Consider the following 15,901-nt stretch of genomic DNA (forward strand, 5'->3'; position numbering starts at 1 on the left):
CAGTAAAAACTGTAAGGGTGTAGGTCTAATGAAATCTGGCAGGGGCCTGCCCCGGGTAGGAGCGAGCTTGCTCGCGAAAAACTCACGGGCGCCGCGTTCACTCAGAAAGCACGCGTTATCGTTGACGTTTTTCGCGAGCAAGCTCGCTCCTACAGAGGCGACGGCTGTCAGCGGGCGGCGCCCAATTCAGAGGCGATGGGTGTTAGCGGGCGGCGCCCAATTGGCCCTTCTCGTCAGAGAATACAATTTCCACGCGGCGGTTCTGTGCGCGGCCGCGCTCGGAGGCATTGGCTTCCACCGGGTATTGATCGCCATAACCTTCGACTTCGATGCGCTTGTCATCGATACCCAGGTCCATCAACAGGTCGGCCACCGATTGAGCGCGGTCGCGGGACAGTTTCAGGTTTTCCTGCTCGCCACCGGTGTTGTCGGTGTAGCCCTCGACGCGCACCCGACGCTTGGGGTTCAGTTGCAGGAATTGCACGATCTTGAGCACCGTGCGGTTGGCCGAGTTCTGCAGTTCAGCTTCGCCGGTGTCGAACAGTACGTCCCCCAGGGTCATCACCAGGCCACGGTCGGTCTGGGTGGTGAGGCTGGCGATCTGCGCTTCAACCCACTTGCCCTGCTGTTGCACGCTGGCCAGCTTGTTTTCGCGCAAGGCCAGTTGCAGGCGCTGACGTTCCAGCTCCAGTTGGGTACCGCGTTCGGCATTCAGGCCCTGCTGGGTGTGCTCTCGGGCGATGGCGCTGTAACGCTGGCTCAGGTAAGCGTAATGCACCACATCGGAGCCACTGCCCCAGTAGCTGGACAGGCGATCGGCGCGGGCCAGGGACTCGCCGGCGCGGATCACGTCTTTGGGCGCAAAGCGCAGCACGTTGGCGTCTTCCTTGACCTTTTGAAAGTCATCGCCGGCCTGCTGTAACGCCTGCTCGCTGGTGGGTTGGCTGGCACAGCCGCCTAACGCCGCGCTGCCCAACAGCAGTACACAGCTCAAACTACGGATCATCGGGCTCATTGTGCCTCTCCCAACTGCAGCTGCTTACGCAAGCGAGTGATACGGGTAGTGAGCACGTTCAATTGTTCCTGGCTCTTGCCGGTCAGCACTTTGGCTTCGGCCAGGCGCGCGTCCAGCTCCGCTTGCTCGGCGCGCATACGCGCACGCTTGTAGGATTGGTCGGCCATGTTGCCCTTGGCCCGGGCGAATTTTTCTTCGGCCAGCTTCAGTTCGGGGGATTCATCGGTGTTGGCCCCGACCGCGGTGGCTTGTTCCAAGGCTTGCTGGGTCAGGCGCATTTGTTCGATCGGCGCAGGATCGGTTGCACATCCCGGCAGCGCAACAACGGCAAGGGCCGCGAAAAGAGCTCGAAAAATCACTGTAAATCCCTACTTTGTTGGGGTGCCGACAGGTTGTTGCAGTTGCGCCTTCCAGCGCTCCAGATTGCGCTGCAGCGCGGCTTGCGCGACACCGGAGGCGGGCAATTCTGTCATCTTTTTCGTCAGCTGTCCGCGCAGCCACGGATCATTGCAGGCCGAGTTATGGGAAATCGCCAGGTACAGGCCGGGCTGATCGACAGGCACCTCATGAGCCACCAGGTCATTACTCATGCCCAGCGTCTGGGCCATGGCCATGCCGGAATAGCGCCCAGCCAGCACGTAGTCCACCTCACCCAACAGCAGTTTCTGAAAGGCCGGCGTCAAGTTGGGCAGACGTTGCAGGTTGAGCTGCTGGCCAGCGAAGGTCTCGAATTCGGCGCTCAAGCGCGCACGCTCCGATACCGCACCTTTGTGGCCGTGCAGATCGGCGGCGGTGGAATAGACCAGGGCGGAATCCTTGCGCGTCCACACCAGGTAGTCGGTCTGCATCAGCGCTGGATGGATGTAGTCGAAGTTATCCAGCTCGCCCAAGTTCAGCGGTGCGTCGGCAAGGATGTCCATGCGCCCGCTACGCGCTTCCTCCAGGGCCAGGGAGCGTTTGCCGCCGTAGAGCAGGTCGATTTTCAGCCCCAGGTCCTTGCCCACTTGTTGCAGCACATCAGCGGTGGCGCCGATCAGGTGCGTGGGGTCTTGGGGGTCGCGCCAGAGTAACGGCGGTGCGTCCGGGCTGCCGGTGATCACCAAGCGCTCGCACTTGCCGGCGGCGAGCGTCAGGCTCGGCAGCAGCGTAAGGCCCAGCAGTACAGTCCAGGGGCGCAGCGCCATGGCATGTTCCTTCCTAAAGTGCTCGCGAAAACGTCAACGATAACGCGTGCTTTCTGAATAAATGCGGCGCCTGTGGGTTTTTCGCGAGCAAGCTCGCTCCTACAGGGAATAAAAAAGCCCGGTCATAAGACCGGGCTCTTTATAAGTGAAGCGACTGGATTAGACCAGCTTCTCCAACTCGGGTACGGCTTCGAACAAGTCCGCTACCAGGCCATAATCGGCTACCTGGAAGATCGGCGCTTCTTCATCCTTGTTGATCGCAACGATCACTTTGGAGTCTTTCATACCGGCCAAGTGCTGGATCGCGCCGGAGATACCGACGGCGATGTACAGCTGTGGCGCAACAATCTTGCCGGTCTGGCCGACCTGCATGTCGTTGGGTACAAAACCTGCGTCAACGGCTGCGCGGGAAGCGCCGACCGCAGCGCCCAGCTTGTCGGCCAGGGCGTACAGGTGCTTGAAGTTGTCACCGTTTTGCATGCCACGCCCGCCGGAAACGACGATCTTGGCAGCGGTCAGTTCAGGACGGTCCGACTTGGCCAGCTCTTCGCCGACGAAGCTGGAAGTGCCAGCGTCGTGGGCAGCAGAGACGGCTTCAACGGCAGCCGAGCCACCTTCGGCGGCAACCGGGTCGAAACCGGTGGCGCGCACGGTGATCACCTTGACGGCAGCGTTGGACTGTACGGTAGCGATGGCGTTACCGGCGTAGATCGGGCGCTTGAAAGTGTCGGCGCTTTCTACCGAGATGATCTCGGAGATCTGGTCAACGTCCAGCTGCGCGGCAACGCGTGGCAGGATGTTTTTGCCGTTGGAGGTGGCGGCAGCCAGGATGTGGCTGTAACCCTTGCCCAGCTCAGCAACCAGAGGAGCAACGTTTTCCGGCAGCTGATGCGCGTAAGCGGCATTGTCAGCGTTCAGGACTTTGCTCACGCCCGCGATTTTCGCAGCGGCTTCAACCACGGCGCCAGCGCCCTGCCCTGCTACCAGGACGTGGATGTCGTCACCGATTTTAGCGGCAGCGGCCACGGTGTTCAGGGTGGCCGGGGCCAGCACCTTGTTATCGTGTTCGGCGATTACGAGGATAGTCATGATCAGATCACCTTCGCTTCGTTTTTCAGTTTCTCGACCAGTTCAGCCACCGACTTGACCTTGATGCCCGCGCTGCGTGCAGCCGGCGCTTCGACTTTGACGGTCTTGTTGGTAGAGGCGGTGGAAACGCCCAAAGCATCCGGAGTCAGCGTCTCCAGAGGCTTCTTCTTGGCTTTCATGATGTTTGGCAGGGACGCATAACGCGGCTCGTTCAAACGCAGGTCGGTGGTGACGATGGCTGGCAGTTTCAGGGAAACCGTCTGCGCGCCGCCGTCGATTTCACGGGTGACCGCAACGCTGTCGCCGCTTACTTCGACTTTCGAAGCGAAGGTGCCCTGGCCGTAACCGGTCAGTGCAGCCAGCATCTGGCCAGTCTGGTTGTTGTCGCTGTCGATGGCTTGTTTGCCAAGGATAACCAGTTGTGGCTGTTCCTTGTCGACAACGGCCTTGAGCAGCTTGGCCACGGCCAGGGAGGTCAGCTCTTCAGCGGACTCCACCAGAATGGCGCGGTCGGCGCCCAGGGCCAGAGCGGTACGCAACTGCTCTTGGGCAGTGGTCGGGCCGATGGACACCACGACGATCTCCGTCGCCACGCCTTTCTCTTTCAGGCGTACGGCTTCTTCCACAGCGATTTCGCAGAAAGGGTTCATCGACATCTTGACGTTAGCAAGGTCGACGCCGGAATTGTCCGCCTTGACGCGAACTTTCACGTTGTAATCGACAACGCGTTTGACAGCTACAAGAACCTTCATGGATTCCTCGTTACTCTCCGGTGAAAAGAAAGTCGCCTAGGCGAACCTGGCGGTTGATGCTCATCGGCACACAAGGGCACCTCCAAAGACCTCGGCAGTGGCCTTGCACACGGGAAATGACGACCGTTCGTCAGTGGTGACTGAGAGGTCATTCTTTATCGCGGCGTGTAAACTGCGCCCCAACGTTTGGGTGCGCATCACCTTTATTGCCTTCGGCCTGTCTTTGGACGTGCTCTTGAAACCTGCAGTCTGCCTACGGGAAGCGCAAAACCGACCGTATCTTGACCGGAACGCCTATTCTGGTCAATACGGCAAAATGGTCAGTCATAAGCCCCGTTGCTTTGATTTATCTAGGCTGCAGGCAATTCAAACAAACGTTTGTATTGGACGCTGTCAGTGGTCTATATATAATGCGCCACCTAGAGAGACAGGTGGGTGCTGCCTTCGCGCAGAACCACACCGAGCCTCCACCCATTAGAAAAAAAAGCCTGTTGAGCCTTGAGTAGGAGATAGCCTGTGGAACGCGAATACATGGAATTCGACGTGGTCATCGTCGGCGCTGGCCCGGCGGGCCTGTCTGCCGCCTGCCGACTGAAGCAGAAGGCCGCCGAAGCCGGTAAGGAAATCAGCGTCTGCGTGGTCGAGAAAGGTTCCGAAGTCGGCGCCCACATCCTCTCCGGTGCCGTGTTTGAACCACGTGCCCTGAATGAACTGTTCCCGGACTGGAAAGCACTCGGCGCCCCGCTCAACACGCCGGTGGTGCGCGACGACATCTATGTGCTGCGCAGCCCGGAAGCTTCCACCAAGGTGCCCGACTTCTTTGTGCCCAAGACCATGCACAACGAAGGCAACTACATCATTTCCCTGGGTAACCTGTGCCGCTGGCTGGCCCAGCAGGCCGAGAACCTGGGCGTGGAAATCTACCCAGGCTTTGCCGCCCAGGAAGCGCTGTTCGACGAGAACGGCGTGGTGCGCGGCATCATCACCGGCGACCTTGGCGTCGACCGTGAAGGCAAGCCAAAAGACGGCCTGTACACCCCGGGCATGGAGCTGCGTGGCAAGTACACGCTGTTCGCCGAAGGTTGCCGTGGCCACATCGGCAAGCAACTGATCCAGCGCTTCAACCTGGACAGCGACGCCGACGCCCAGCACTACGGCATTGGCCTGAAGGAAATCTGGGAAATCGACCCAGCCAAGCACCAACCGGGCCTGGTGGTGCACACCGCCGGTTGGCCGCTGGACATCATGGGTAACGAGAACACCGGTGGCTCGTTCCTCTATCACCTGGAAAACAACCAGGTGGTGGTCGGCCTGATCGTCGACCTGTCCTACAGCAACACCTTCCTGTCGCCGTTCGATGAATTCCAGCGCCTCAAGCATCACCCGGTGCTGGCCCAGTACCTGGAAGGCGGCAAGCGCATCAGCTACGGCGCCCGTGCGATCTGCAAAGGCGGCCTGAACTCGCTGCCGAAGATGGTCTTCAAGGGCGGCGCGCTGATCGGTTGCGATCTAGGCACCCTGAACTTCGCCAAGATCAAGGGCAGCCACACCGCGATGAAGTCCGGCATGCTCGCCGCCGACGCGGTGGCCGACCGCCTGTTTGCCGAATCTGAAGGCGGCGACGAACTGACCACCTATGTCGACAGCTTCAAAGCCAGCTGGCTGTACGAAGAACTGTTCGCCAGCCGTAATTTCGGCCCGGCCGTGCATAAGTTCGGCGCAATCATCGGCGGCGGCTTCAACTGGCTCGACCAGAACATTTTCGGCGGCAAGATCCCTTTCACCCTGCACGACACCAAGCCGGACTACGCCTGCCTGAAGCTGGCCAAAGACAGCCAGAAGATCGACTACCCCAAACCCGACGGCAAGTTGAGCTTCGACAAGCTGAGCTCGGTGTTCATCTCCGGTACCAACCACGAAGAAGAGCAGCCGTGCCACTTGAAGCTCAAGGACCCAAGCATCCCGATCGGCACCAACCTGCCGCTCTACGATGAACCGGCGCAGCGCTACTGCCCGGCTGGCGTGTACGAAGTGGTGACCAAGGAAGACGGCGAGAAGCGCTTCCAGATCAACGCCCAGAACTGCGTGCACTGCAAGACCTGTGACATCAAGGACCCTTCGCAGAACATCACCTGGGTAACGCCGGAAGGTGCGGGTGGGCCGACTTACCCGAATATGTAAGTCCGTTCGCTTTATTGATCGTTCCCATGCTCCGCGTGGGAATGCCGCCCTGGACGCTCCGCGTCCGCTCTTGCAAGCGTGACGCAGAGCGTCACAGGATGCGTTCCCACGCAAAGCGTGGGAACGATCATTGAATGACTATGCAGCCCGCTCTTCGCCTGGGTTGCGCAGGAAGTAGCGTTTGTACTCCCGACTGAACTGCGACGTACTCTGGTACCCCACCTTGTGCGCCGCCTGCGCCACACTCATGCCTTCCACCATCAGCAGTTGCTGGGCCTTCAATAACCGCAAGCGCTTGAGGTACTGCACCGGCGACAACAAGGTGCAGCGTTTGAAATGCTCATGAAAGGTCGAGGCACTCATGTGCGCAAATCCGGCCAACGTCTCGATATTCAGCGGCTCGGCGTAATGGGCATGCAGGTGATTCAATGAGGTGGCGATGCGCGAAAACTGCCCCTGTTGTTCCACCAGCGCACGCAACACATCCGCCTGGGGCCCACGCAAGGCGGTGAACAACAATTCGCGCACCCGCGCCGGGCCCATGATCCGGCTTTCCAGCGGATCGTGCAGGCACTGCAACAACCGCTCGACGCAGCCGCGCATCGCATCGTCCAGCACCACCGAACTCATCGACTCCAAGGTCTGCGCGGTCGGCGGGGGCCCGGCCTGCATGCCCATGGCAATCACCAACTCGCCCAACACCACGCGGTCGATGCCTACCGTGACGCCATACAGGGGCGCCTCGGGGGCCATGGCAAAGGTCTCGCATTCGAACGGCACCGGCATCGCCTGGATCAGGTAATGCCCGGCGCCATACTCCAGCGTGCGCGGGCCGAGGTAGGCGACCTTGCTGCCCTGGGCCACGAACATCAGGCTTGGCTCATAGATCTGCGGCCCACGCGCCACATCGCAACTGGCGCGCAGCACCTGCACTCCGGGCAGGTGAGTCGGGGAAAAACCATCGCGGGGCGTGAGCCCTTCGATCAAGGCAACCAGCGTGGCATTGGCGTCCAAATGGCGGGTCAACAGCATGGCAAAAAACTTCGCGAATGAGGGATGACAGCATCATCGCAGGTCTGGCGGCCAATATATCCAAACCTCAGGCACTGCCGGACGAATAGGCATGAGACTCGGAGCAATTGCCATGTTCGCACCAGGGGCCGGCGCGCAGAATTTGCCGCCTCTGCAGTCCAAGCTTTTGTGAGGTTTACTATGTACACCGCCATCGGTTACGCCGCCCAGTCGGCCACCACGCCCCTCGCCCCGATGTCATTTGAACGCCGCAGCCCGCGCGTCGATGACGTGGCCATCGAGATTCTCTACTGCGGCGTGTGCCACTCCGACATCCACCAGGCGCGCAACGAATGGGGCATTGCCGTATACCCGCTGATGCCGGGCCACGAGATTGTCGGCAAAGTCACCGCGGTCGGCGCCAATGTGACCGCCCATAAAGTCGGCGACCTGGTGGGCGTAGGCTGCATGGTGGACTCCTGCCGTCACTGCCAAGCCTGCCAATCAGACCTTGAGCAGTATTGCCTCGAAGGCCCGACCATGACGTACGCCACGCCGGACCGCGTGGATGGCAGCAACACCATGGGCGGCTACTCCGACAGCATCGTGGTCAGTGAGCACTTTGTGGTGAAGATCCCGGCCAAGCTCGACCTGGCCAGCGCTGCGCCGATCCTGTGCGCAGGCATCACCACCTACTCGCCCCTCAAGCACTACGGCGTAAAGGCCGGCGATAAAGTCGGGATCCTCGGCATGGGCGGCCTGGGCCACATGGGCATCAAGTTCGCCAAGGCCATGGGCGCCGAAGTCACGCTGTTCACCCGTTCAGCCAGCAAGGCCGAGGAAGGCCGTCGCCAGGGCGCCGACCATGTGATCGTGTCCACCGATGCCGAGCAGATGAAAGCGGCTGCCGGGCACTTCGACTTCCTGCTGGACACCATCCCGGTGCAGCACGACCTGAACCCCTACCTCGATGTGCTGCGCTTTGACGGCGTGCATATCCTGGTCGGCCTGATCGAGCCGGTGGACCCGCCCGTCAACGCCGCCAAGCTGGTGCTGGGCCGTAAAGTGTTGGCCGGTTCGCTGATCGGCGGCATTGCCGAAACCCAGGAAGTTCTGGATTTCTGTGCCGAGCATGGCATTACCTGCGACATCGAGATGCTCGACATCCGGCAGATCAACGAGGCTTATACGCGCATGATCGCCGGTGACGTGAAGTACCGCTTTGTCATCGATATGGCGAGCCTCAAAGCCTGATCAGGCTTTGGCGCCCAACTCCGCTGACAGCCGGGCTGCGACCTGTTTGATCACAGGAATCAGCTCGGCCATTTTCTCCAGCGGCATGTAGGGCACGGTACTGGCGATGCTGATGCCGGCGACAATGCGCCCGCTGGCATCGCGCACCGGTGCGGCCACGCAGCGGATCGAAGGCTCGTTGTCTTCGAGGTCAAACGCGTAGCCACCCTCCACATACTCATGCATGCGCTGCTCGAACTGCGCCCAGGATTGCTCCGGGTGCTGCGGCCATTGCAGGCTCTTGCCCGCTGCCGGCAAGCTCGCCTCGTACAAGCGCTGCCACTCCTGCGGCGAGTCATCCAGCATCAACGCCTTGCCGATACCGGTGCGCGCCAGCGGCATACGATGGCCGACCCGCGAGCGCATTTCCGGGCCGTTGCGGCCGGGGTTCTTGTGCAGGTAGAGCACCTCGTCGTATTCACGAATCGCCAGGTGAATGGTGTCGCCGGTCAACGCCGACAACTCGTCCAGGTACGGCACTGCCAGGTTCACCAAGGGCAACTCTTCACGGGCCTGGAACCCCAACTCGATCAGCTTGGGGCCCAGCAGGTAACCGACCTGGGGCACCACGCGCAGGTAGCGCTCGTCCACCAGGCAACTGGCCAGGCGGTGCGTCGTGCTGCGCGTGGTGCCGATGCGCCGGGCGATCTCCTTGAGATCCCGCGCACCAGCCGCCACCGCCTGCACCACGCCCAGGCCGCGCAACAGGGTCTGGGTGCCGGTGGGGGCGGCGTCTTTGACGGGGGTGTGGGCGTTTTCCTGCATATCGGGCCTATAAGTATGAAAGCGGGGGCATTATGGCAAATACCGCCCTCCTGAACACAGGAGATCCAATGTGGGAGCTGGCTTGCCTGCGATGGCGGTGGGTCAGTTAAAGATAGGTTGGCTGACACACCGCTATCGCAGGCAAGCCAGCTCCCACAGTTTGATCTTCACAGGGCGAACATTAGCGTTGCTTCATGCGGTCGATTATCACCGCCAGCAACAGAATCGAGCCACGAATCACATATTGGTAAAAGGTATCGATGTTCTTCAGGTTCATCGCATTCTCGATGATCGCCAGAATCAACACCCCGGCAATCACATGGCGGATCATGCCGATACCGCCGCTCAACGACACCCCGCCCAGCACACACGCCGAGATCACTGTCAGTTCGAAGCCCTGGCCAATCATCGGCTGGCCCGAGGTCATGCGTGAGGCGAGGATCACCCCGGCCAATGCGCCGATCAAACCGTGCACGGCAAAGATGATGATCTTGGTGCGATCAACATTCACCCCGGCGAGCAACGCGGCTTCCTGGTTACCGCCAATGGCCATGGTGTTGCGCCCGTAGGTGGTGTAGTTGAGCAGCCAGCCAAAGAACACAAAGCACAGTACGGTGATGATGATCGGTACCGGCACCCCCAGCAGCTGGCCGTTGCCGAATACGAAGAACCCTTCATTCATCACCCCCACCGCCTTGCCGTTGGAGAAGATGTAGGCCAGGCCGCGCACGATCTGCATGGTCGCAAGAGTGGCAATCAACGCGTTGATGCGCAGCTTGGCAATCACGATGCCGTTGATCAGCCCGACCACCAGGCCCATGGCCAAGGCCGCCGACACGCCGAGTGCCACGCTATCGGTGTCACGCATCACGATGCCCGCCACCACTCCGGCGCAAGCGATCACCGAGCCCACCGACAAGTCGAAATGCCCTGAGGCCAGGCAGAACAGCATGGTGCACGCCGCAATACCGACGGTGGAAATCGCCAGGCCCAGACCGCGCATGTTCAGCGGCGACAGGAAGTTGTCGATGAATACCGCGCTGAGCACAAAGATGCCCAGCGCCGCCAACAGCATCACCCAGTCATCGAGAAATTTGCGCTGATTGAAACCCGGCCAGAAGCCCTTTGCAGTTTTTACCTCAGACATAGCCAAACCCTCTTGTTCTTGTTCAAGCCCGCGACTGTGGCAGCGCCCGTTGCAGCAGGCGCGCTTCATCCGCTTGGGCGCGGGGTAACTCACCGGTCAAGGCGCCTTCACTCATCACCAGGATGCGGTCAGAGATGCCCATCACTTCCATCAGGTCGCTGGACACCACGATTACTGCAATGCCACTGGCCGCCAGGTTATGGATGATCTGGTAGATCTCTGACTTGGCGCCGATGTCGATACCGCGAGTGGGTTCGTCGAGCAGCAGCACCTTCATGGGCATCGACAGCCAGCGGCCGAGAATGGCCTTCTGCTGATTGCCGCCCGACAGGTACAGGATTTTCTGCTCGGCATTCGGCGTCTTGACCTTCATGGCCTGGATCTGCCGCTCGGCGTTGCCCTTCTCCCAGCCATCGCGCAGCAGCCAGCCGAACGAGGCATGGGCACTGCGGGCGCTGATGTTGATGTTTTCCGCGACGCTGCCCAGCGGGATGATGCCCTCTTTCTTGCGGTCTTCCGGACACAGCAATACCCCGGCGGCGATGGCGTCGCGGGGTGAGCGCAACTGCAACGGCTCACCGCAGAGTGCCAGGCTGCCGGCGCTGGCGCGTTCCAGGCCGCTGAGCAGGCGCAAGAGCTCTGTGCGCCCCGCCCCCACCAGCCCGAACAGGCCGAGGATCTCACCTTTGCGTACCTCGAAGCTCACCGGTTCACGCAGGCCCGGGCCGAGCAAGCCGTCCACCTTGAGCGCCACTTCGCCCTGCTCACGCGCTCGGTAATCGTAGATATCCTGAATATCGCGACCGACCATGCAGGTCACCAACTGGTCGTGGGTCAGCGTGCTCATGTCCTCGAACGTGCGCACGTAGCGGCCGTCCTTGAACACCGTCACCGCATCGCAAATACGGAATACTTCTTCCATGCGATGGGACACATAGAGCACCACTTTGCCCTCGTCGCGCAGGCGCGCGATGATCGCCATCAAGCGGTCGATTTCCCGCGCCGATAAACTGCTGGTGGGCTCATCAAAGGCAATCACGTTGGCGCCGCGAGACAGCGCCTTGGCGATTTCCACCAGCTGGCGCTGGCCCAGGGACAGGCGCCCGAGCTTCTCGTCGGGGTCGATTTCATCGGCCAGCCCTTTAAGGCAGGCCAGGGCCTGCTTGCGCAGCAGGCCCCGGTTGACCACGCCAAAGCGCGTGGGCAAATGCCCGAGGAACAGGTTCTCGGCCACGCTCATTTCCGGCACCAGGTGCAGCTCCTGGTGAATCACCGCCACACCGCTGGCGATGCTGTCGGCAGCGCACTTGAAAGCCATGGTTTGCGCGCCGATTTGCACGGTGCCGCTGGACGGAATGTAGGCGCCGCCGAGGATTTTCAGCAGGGTCGATTTGCCGGCGCCGTTCTCGCCCATCAGCGCGTGCACCGAATGCGGCCGCGCTTCAAAGCTGATCTGCGCCAGGGCTTTCACACCGGGAAACTCCTTGCCGATGCCGTTGAAACGCAGGGCCGCGCCGCTCATTTCCACAGGCCGATCTTGGTCAGTTCTTCCTGGAAATTGGCGCGGGTGATCAAGGTCACTTCGTCCATGGCCGTGTATTTGGCCGGCTCCTTGCCGGTGGTGACCCACTCGTACATCGCCAGCGCGGTGTTATAGCCTTCGATATGCGGGCTGGGCAGCATGGAGCCGAAGAAGCCGCTGTCGGCTTTCTTCAATTCGCCGATGGCGTCGGTGCCATTGATGCCGATGCCGATCACGTTGGCGGCCTTGAAGCCGGCGCTTTCAGTGGCGCGCACGCCGCCGAGCACGGTGTTGTCGTTCATGCCGCCGATGATCAGGTTCTTCGCCCCGCTCGGCAGCTTGACCAGCGCCGAGTTGGTGGCGTCCATGCTGCCGGGGACGTCGAGGGTTTTCAGCGCAGCGGTGAGGATGTGGTCCTTGGGAATACCGGCCTCCTCCAATGACTTGATCGAGCCGTCAGTACGCTTCTTGCCGGTGTCGAGTTCGTTGAAGGTGTTGATCACCGCGTAGGTGTCCTTCCAGTCCCAACCGCGTTTTTTCGCTTCGGCGGCCATGGCGGCGCCCTGCTTCTGGCCGACTTCAAATGCGGCCATGCCCAGGTACGGCACGTCTTCCATAAAGTTGCCCTTGGCATCGACAAAGCGATCATCCACGGCCATCACTTTCAAATCATTGACCTTGGCCTTGGCAACGATGGCCGGGCCCAGGGACACGTCTGGCGGGCAGATAACAAAGCCTTTTGCGCCGTTGGCAGCCAGGCTGTCGATGGCCGACAAGGTCTTTTCGCCATCGGGCACGGCGATCTTGATCACGGTAAAACCATGCTCCTTGCCGGCTTTTTCCGCGAATGCCCACTCCGTTTGAAACCAGGGTTCCTCAGCCTGTTTGACCAAGAAACCGATCTTCACTTCTTCAGCCGATACCCAGCCGCTGAACGCCATCGCCAGTGCCACGGCACCGAGTGTTTGCTTGAACATGGACCACCTCCTTCTTGTTATTGAAAAACGCTTTAGTCGTGGTACATCACAGACCGCCCGCCATCGATCATCAGGCAAGTGGCATTGATAAAGGGCGCCTCGTCGGTCGCCAGGAACAGAGCCGTCATGGCCACTTCGATGGGCTGGCCAATGCGTTTGGGCGGGTGCAGGTCGAAAGCGCGCTGGCGTTCGGCGTGGGGGTCTGGGAAACCGTTCCAGTAATCGACGTTGAGCTGGGTTTCGATATAGCCGGGGGCGATGGCATTCACGCGGATGCCCTTGGGCGCGTACTCGATGCCCAAGGCACGGGTGAGGCCGAGCAGGCCGTGCTTGGCGACAGGGTAAGGAAAGCAACCGGGAATGATGTGGCTGGAATGGGTGGACGCGATATTGATGATGCTGCCGATGCCCTGCTCGATCATGTGCGGCAACACCGACCGGCAGCCGTACCAGGCGCCGTCGAGGTCGATGGCGAAACAGCGACGCCAGTCCTCGTCGCTCATTTCCAGCGGGTCACGGAACACATTGACCCCGGCGCAGTTGACCAGCACATCCACGCGGCCAAAGCGCTCGATGGCCAGGTTGACCAGTGCCTGCCATTGATCCTTGGAAGTGATATCAACCGGTTGGGCGTAAATCTGCGCGCCGCGTTCGCGCCAATGAGCGGCGACCTTCTCGACTTTGTCGCCCTGGATATCGGCAATGATCAACCGCGCCTGCTGAGCCTGGAAACAGGCAACGATGGCTTCGCCAATGCCTTGGGCGGCGCCGGTGATGATCACCACCTTGTTCTTCAGCCGCTCGCCGTAAGTGGGCTCGGGCACGGCGGGTAGGGACAACGGTTGTGCCTGCATCGCTTCACCTTTTTATTTTTTGTAGTGAGTGCTGATGCTGGCGACTATAAACCCATCGCCCGAAATATCTCAATATATAAATTATCATCCCATATAATGAACACCACACAAAAAAATGTGGGAGCGGGCTTGCTCGCGAAGGCGGTGTATCAGTCAGCACATGCTTTAACTGACACACCGCCTTCGCGAGCAAGCCCGCTCCCACATTCGATCTCTGGTGCCTATAGAAATGAGGCTTCAGCCCAAGGCGAAGTCGCGCAGGGCATCGCCTTCCATGCGATAGCGCACCCATTCTTCCTGCGGCTGGGCGCCGATGGATTTGTAGAAGGCAATCGCGGGCTCGTTCCAGTCCAGCACGCTCCATTCAAAGCGCCCGCAACCGTTGTCGCAGGCGATCTTGGCCAGGTGACGCAGCAACTTCTTGCCCGCCCCGCCGCCGCGTTGCTCCGGGTTGATGTACAGGTCTTCCAGGTACAGGCAGTTACTGCCCAGCCACGTGGAGTAGCTGAAAAAGAACACCGCAAAACCAATCGGCAAGCCGTCGCGCAAGCAGATCAGGCCATGGGCCGTGGCACCTTCGCTGAACAGGCTGCGTTCGATGTCCACCACGCTGGCGATCACTTCATGCCGGGCTTTCTCGTACTCGGCCAGTTCAGTGATAAAGGTCAGGATTTGCGCAGCATCGCTGGGCACGGCGGGGCGAATCTCGATGGTCATGGGCGAGCCTTGGGCAAATTCAAAGGCCACATACTAAGACGGTTTGATTGCCGTTTGCAGTGCAAATGATGCCAATCAGCGCGTTTCACTCCGGCGCGGGGTGATGCAAGCATCAGCAACCACAGAACTAAGCCTGCGCACGCCCATGGTAAACAATGAGCATAAATCCAACGATCTGAGACCTGCTCATGCACGCCACGCCACCCGTGGGCGCGAAGACATTCGCGCTGTTCTGCCTCGCCAGCTTCCTGTTGTCGCTGTCTTACGGCTCGACCTTTTTGTTGTCACTGCTGATCCATGCCCGCGGCGGTAATGAACACGACGCGGGCAGTGTCATTGCCACGGCAATGCTCAGCACCTTTGTAGCGGTGGTGTTTTCCGGACACATGGCTGATGCGCTGGGCGCAGCGCGAGCAATTGCGAGCACCGGCCTATTGTTGGTGGTCGCCTGCCTGGGGTTTGCCCTGACGCCGGGGTTTGGCCAAGGCTTGATGCTGTTTGGATTGTCCCTTGGCCTGGGCTGGGGCGTGTTCTATACCCTGGGCCCAATCATCGTGACGCTGCTGGTGGAGCCGCGCCAGCGGGCCAAATATTTCGCCTTGCTCTCGGGCAGTATGTTGAGCGGCATAGGTTCCGGCCCTTTGCTGGGACGCGCCGCCACTGCGCTGGACCTGCCCCTGACCACCGCGTTCTATATCGCCGGGCTCGCCAGCCTCGCCGGGGTAGTGATGTTCTGGCGCATGGGCTCCCGGTTGCGACAGCACGCGAATATGCCAACCGCCAGGATTTCCTGGCGCGCAAGCCGCCGCGTACTGTCTTCCAAGGCGGCGTTCGCCATCCTGATGGTCGGCCTGGGTGGCTGCGTATTCGGGGGGCTGTCTTCGTTCCAGACCAGCTATGCCGTGGCTCATAAGCTGGACTATTCACTGTTCTTCGCGGGCTTTCTGACAGCAGCAATCACCAGCCGCTTGCTGATCGCAGGCTTCGTGGTCAAGCGCGATGCGTACCAGGCTGCCTGTGTGTTATCGGGGGTGATGTTCGGCGCGATCGCGCTGTTCGCGTTTGGTGTGAGCGGTAACCTCAGTTATGTGCTCGCCGCCGCCACGCTAGGGATCGGGTATGGCCTGACGTATTCGGTGATCAACGGCCTGGTGGCCAACGAAGCGCCCAGCGGCACCACTTCCCAGGCGTTGTTGCTGTTCAGCCTGGCGTACTTTATCGGCGTCTTCGGGTTTCCCTGGCTCGCAGGCAAGATCATCGTCGACTTCGGCCTTGCCACAATGATGCTGAGCGTATTGGTGATCGCGGCACTCAACTGGGCGATCACGGTGGCGCGCTTGATAGCGCGCCGAGTATCGGCACACAAAGTGATACAGGTGAGCTGATACCGTTCG

General features: G+C 60.7%; 15 protein-coding genes. 3 read left to right on the forward strand and 12 right to left on the reverse strand.

The genetic code is table 11. The features are described 5' to 3' along the window. Nucleotides 1-202: 202 nt before the first annotated feature. The 5 genes from V8689_RS21305 to V8689_RS21325 all read right to left on the reverse strand — a co-directional run bounded on the left by V8689_RS21305 (nt 203) and on the right by V8689_RS21325 (nt 4,040). The gene (locus V8689_RS21305; protein WP_056786856.1) at nt 203-1,015 is read right to left on the reverse strand and encodes an OmpA family protein; all 813 of its coding nucleotides are present in this window, start codon (nt 1,013-1,015) and stop codon (nt 203-205) included. Next, a complete protein-coding gene (locus tag V8689_RS21310; protein WP_056786859.1) occupies nt 1,012-1,374 on the reverse strand; it encodes a DUF4398 domain-containing protein in 363 nt (120 codons plus the stop codon). Before V8689_RS21310 ends, V8689_RS21305 begins: the two co-directional genes overlap by 4 nt. A 9-nt stretch (nt 1,375-1,383) precedes the next feature. Then, complete coding sequence (locus V8689_RS21315; RefSeq protein WP_056786861.1) at nt 1,384-2,199, reverse strand: substrate-binding periplasmic protein; 816 nt, start codon at nt 2,197-2,199, stop codon at nt 1,384-1,386. Nucleotides 2,200-2,358: 159 nt separating this feature from the next. Beyond that, on the reverse strand, nt 2,359-3,288 hold the full coding sequence (locus V8689_RS21320; RefSeq protein WP_434520613.1) for an electron transfer flavoprotein subunit alpha/FixB family protein: 930 nt from the start codon (nt 3,286-3,288) through the stop codon (nt 2,359-2,361). 2 nt (nt 3,289-3,290) lie between these two features. Then, complete coding sequence (locus V8689_RS21325; protein ID WP_014719538.1) at nt 3,291-4,040, reverse strand: electron transfer flavoprotein subunit beta/FixA family protein; 750 nt, start codon at nt 4,038-4,040, stop codon at nt 3,291-3,293. Between the two features lie 516 nt (nt 4,041-4,556). Between V8689_RS21325 and V8689_RS21330 the strand changes: the two genes are divergently transcribed. Then, nucleotides 4,557-6,221: an electron transfer flavoprotein-ubiquinone oxidoreductase gene (locus V8689_RS21330; RefSeq protein WP_003193481.1), complete on the forward strand. Its 1,665-nt coding sequence runs from the start codon at nt 4,557-4,559 to the stop codon at nt 6,219-6,221. A gap of 138 nt (nt 6,222-6,359) precedes the next feature. Here V8689_RS21330 and V8689_RS21335 read toward each other — a convergent pair whose 3' ends face one another. After that, on the reverse strand, nt 6,360-7,253 hold the full coding sequence (locus V8689_RS21335; protein ID WP_434520614.1) for an AraC family transcriptional regulator N-terminal domain-containing protein: 894 nt from the start codon (nt 7,251-7,253) through the stop codon (nt 6,360-6,362). Between the two features lie 180 nt (nt 7,254-7,433). Here V8689_RS21335 and V8689_RS21340 point away from each other — a divergent pair, with 180 nt between their 5' ends. After that, entirely contained in the window at nt 7,434-8,486 is a 1,053-nt protein-coding gene (locus V8689_RS21340) for an NAD(P)-dependent alcohol dehydrogenase (protein ID WP_056786866.1), read from the forward strand. Here V8689_RS21340 and V8689_RS21345 read toward each other — a convergent pair whose 3' ends face one another. The 6 genes from V8689_RS21345 to V8689_RS21370 form a co-directional block, all read right to left on the reverse strand. Further along, entirely contained in the window at nt 8,487-9,290 is an 804-nt protein-coding gene (locus tag V8689_RS21345) for an IclR family transcriptional regulator (RefSeq protein WP_032895696.1), read from the reverse strand. Between the two features lie 181 nt (nt 9,291-9,471). After that, a complete protein-coding gene (araH, locus tag V8689_RS21350; RefSeq protein WP_014719542.1) occupies nt 9,472-10,437 on the reverse strand; it encodes an L-arabinose ABC transporter permease AraH in 966 nt (321 codons plus the stop codon). A 22-nt stretch (nt 10,438-10,459) separates the two neighbouring features. After that, entirely contained in the window at nt 10,460-11,959 is a 1,500-nt protein-coding gene (gene araG, locus V8689_RS21355) for an L-arabinose ABC transporter ATP-binding protein AraG (RefSeq protein WP_314691036.1), read from the reverse strand. Continuing rightward, nucleotides 11,956-12,936, reverse strand: coding sequence for a substrate-binding domain-containing protein (locus V8689_RS21360; RefSeq protein ID WP_032895693.1), 981 nt, complete (start codon nt 12,934-12,936; stop codon nt 11,956-11,958). Before V8689_RS21360 ends, araG begins: the two co-directional genes overlap by 4 nt. 32 nt (nt 12,937-12,968) lie before the next feature. Continuing rightward, nucleotides 12,969-13,790, reverse strand: coding sequence for an SDR family oxidoreductase (locus V8689_RS21365; protein ID WP_056786869.1), 822 nt, complete (start codon nt 13,788-13,790; stop codon nt 12,969-12,971). A 237-nt stretch (nt 13,791-14,027) separates the two neighbouring features. Further along, on the reverse strand, nt 14,028-14,507 hold the full coding sequence (locus V8689_RS21370) for a GNAT family N-acetyltransferase (RefSeq protein ID WP_003193496.1): 480 nt from the start codon (nt 14,505-14,507) through the stop codon (nt 14,028-14,030). Nucleotides 14,508-14,695: 188 nt separating this feature from the next. Here V8689_RS21370 and V8689_RS21375 point away from each other — a divergent pair, with 188 nt between their 5' ends. After that, nucleotides 14,696-15,892: an MFS transporter gene (locus V8689_RS21375; RefSeq protein ID WP_056786872.1), complete on the forward strand. Its 1,197-nt coding sequence runs from the start codon at nt 14,696-14,698 to the stop codon at nt 15,890-15,892. Nucleotides 15,893-15,901: the final 9 nt, after the last annotated feature.

Source organism: Pseudomonas sp. AK181, from assembly GCF_051122975.1.
Taxonomy (GTDB): Bacteria; Pseudomonadota; Gammaproteobacteria; order Pseudomonadales; family Pseudomonadaceae; genus Aquipseudomonas; species Aquipseudomonas lactis.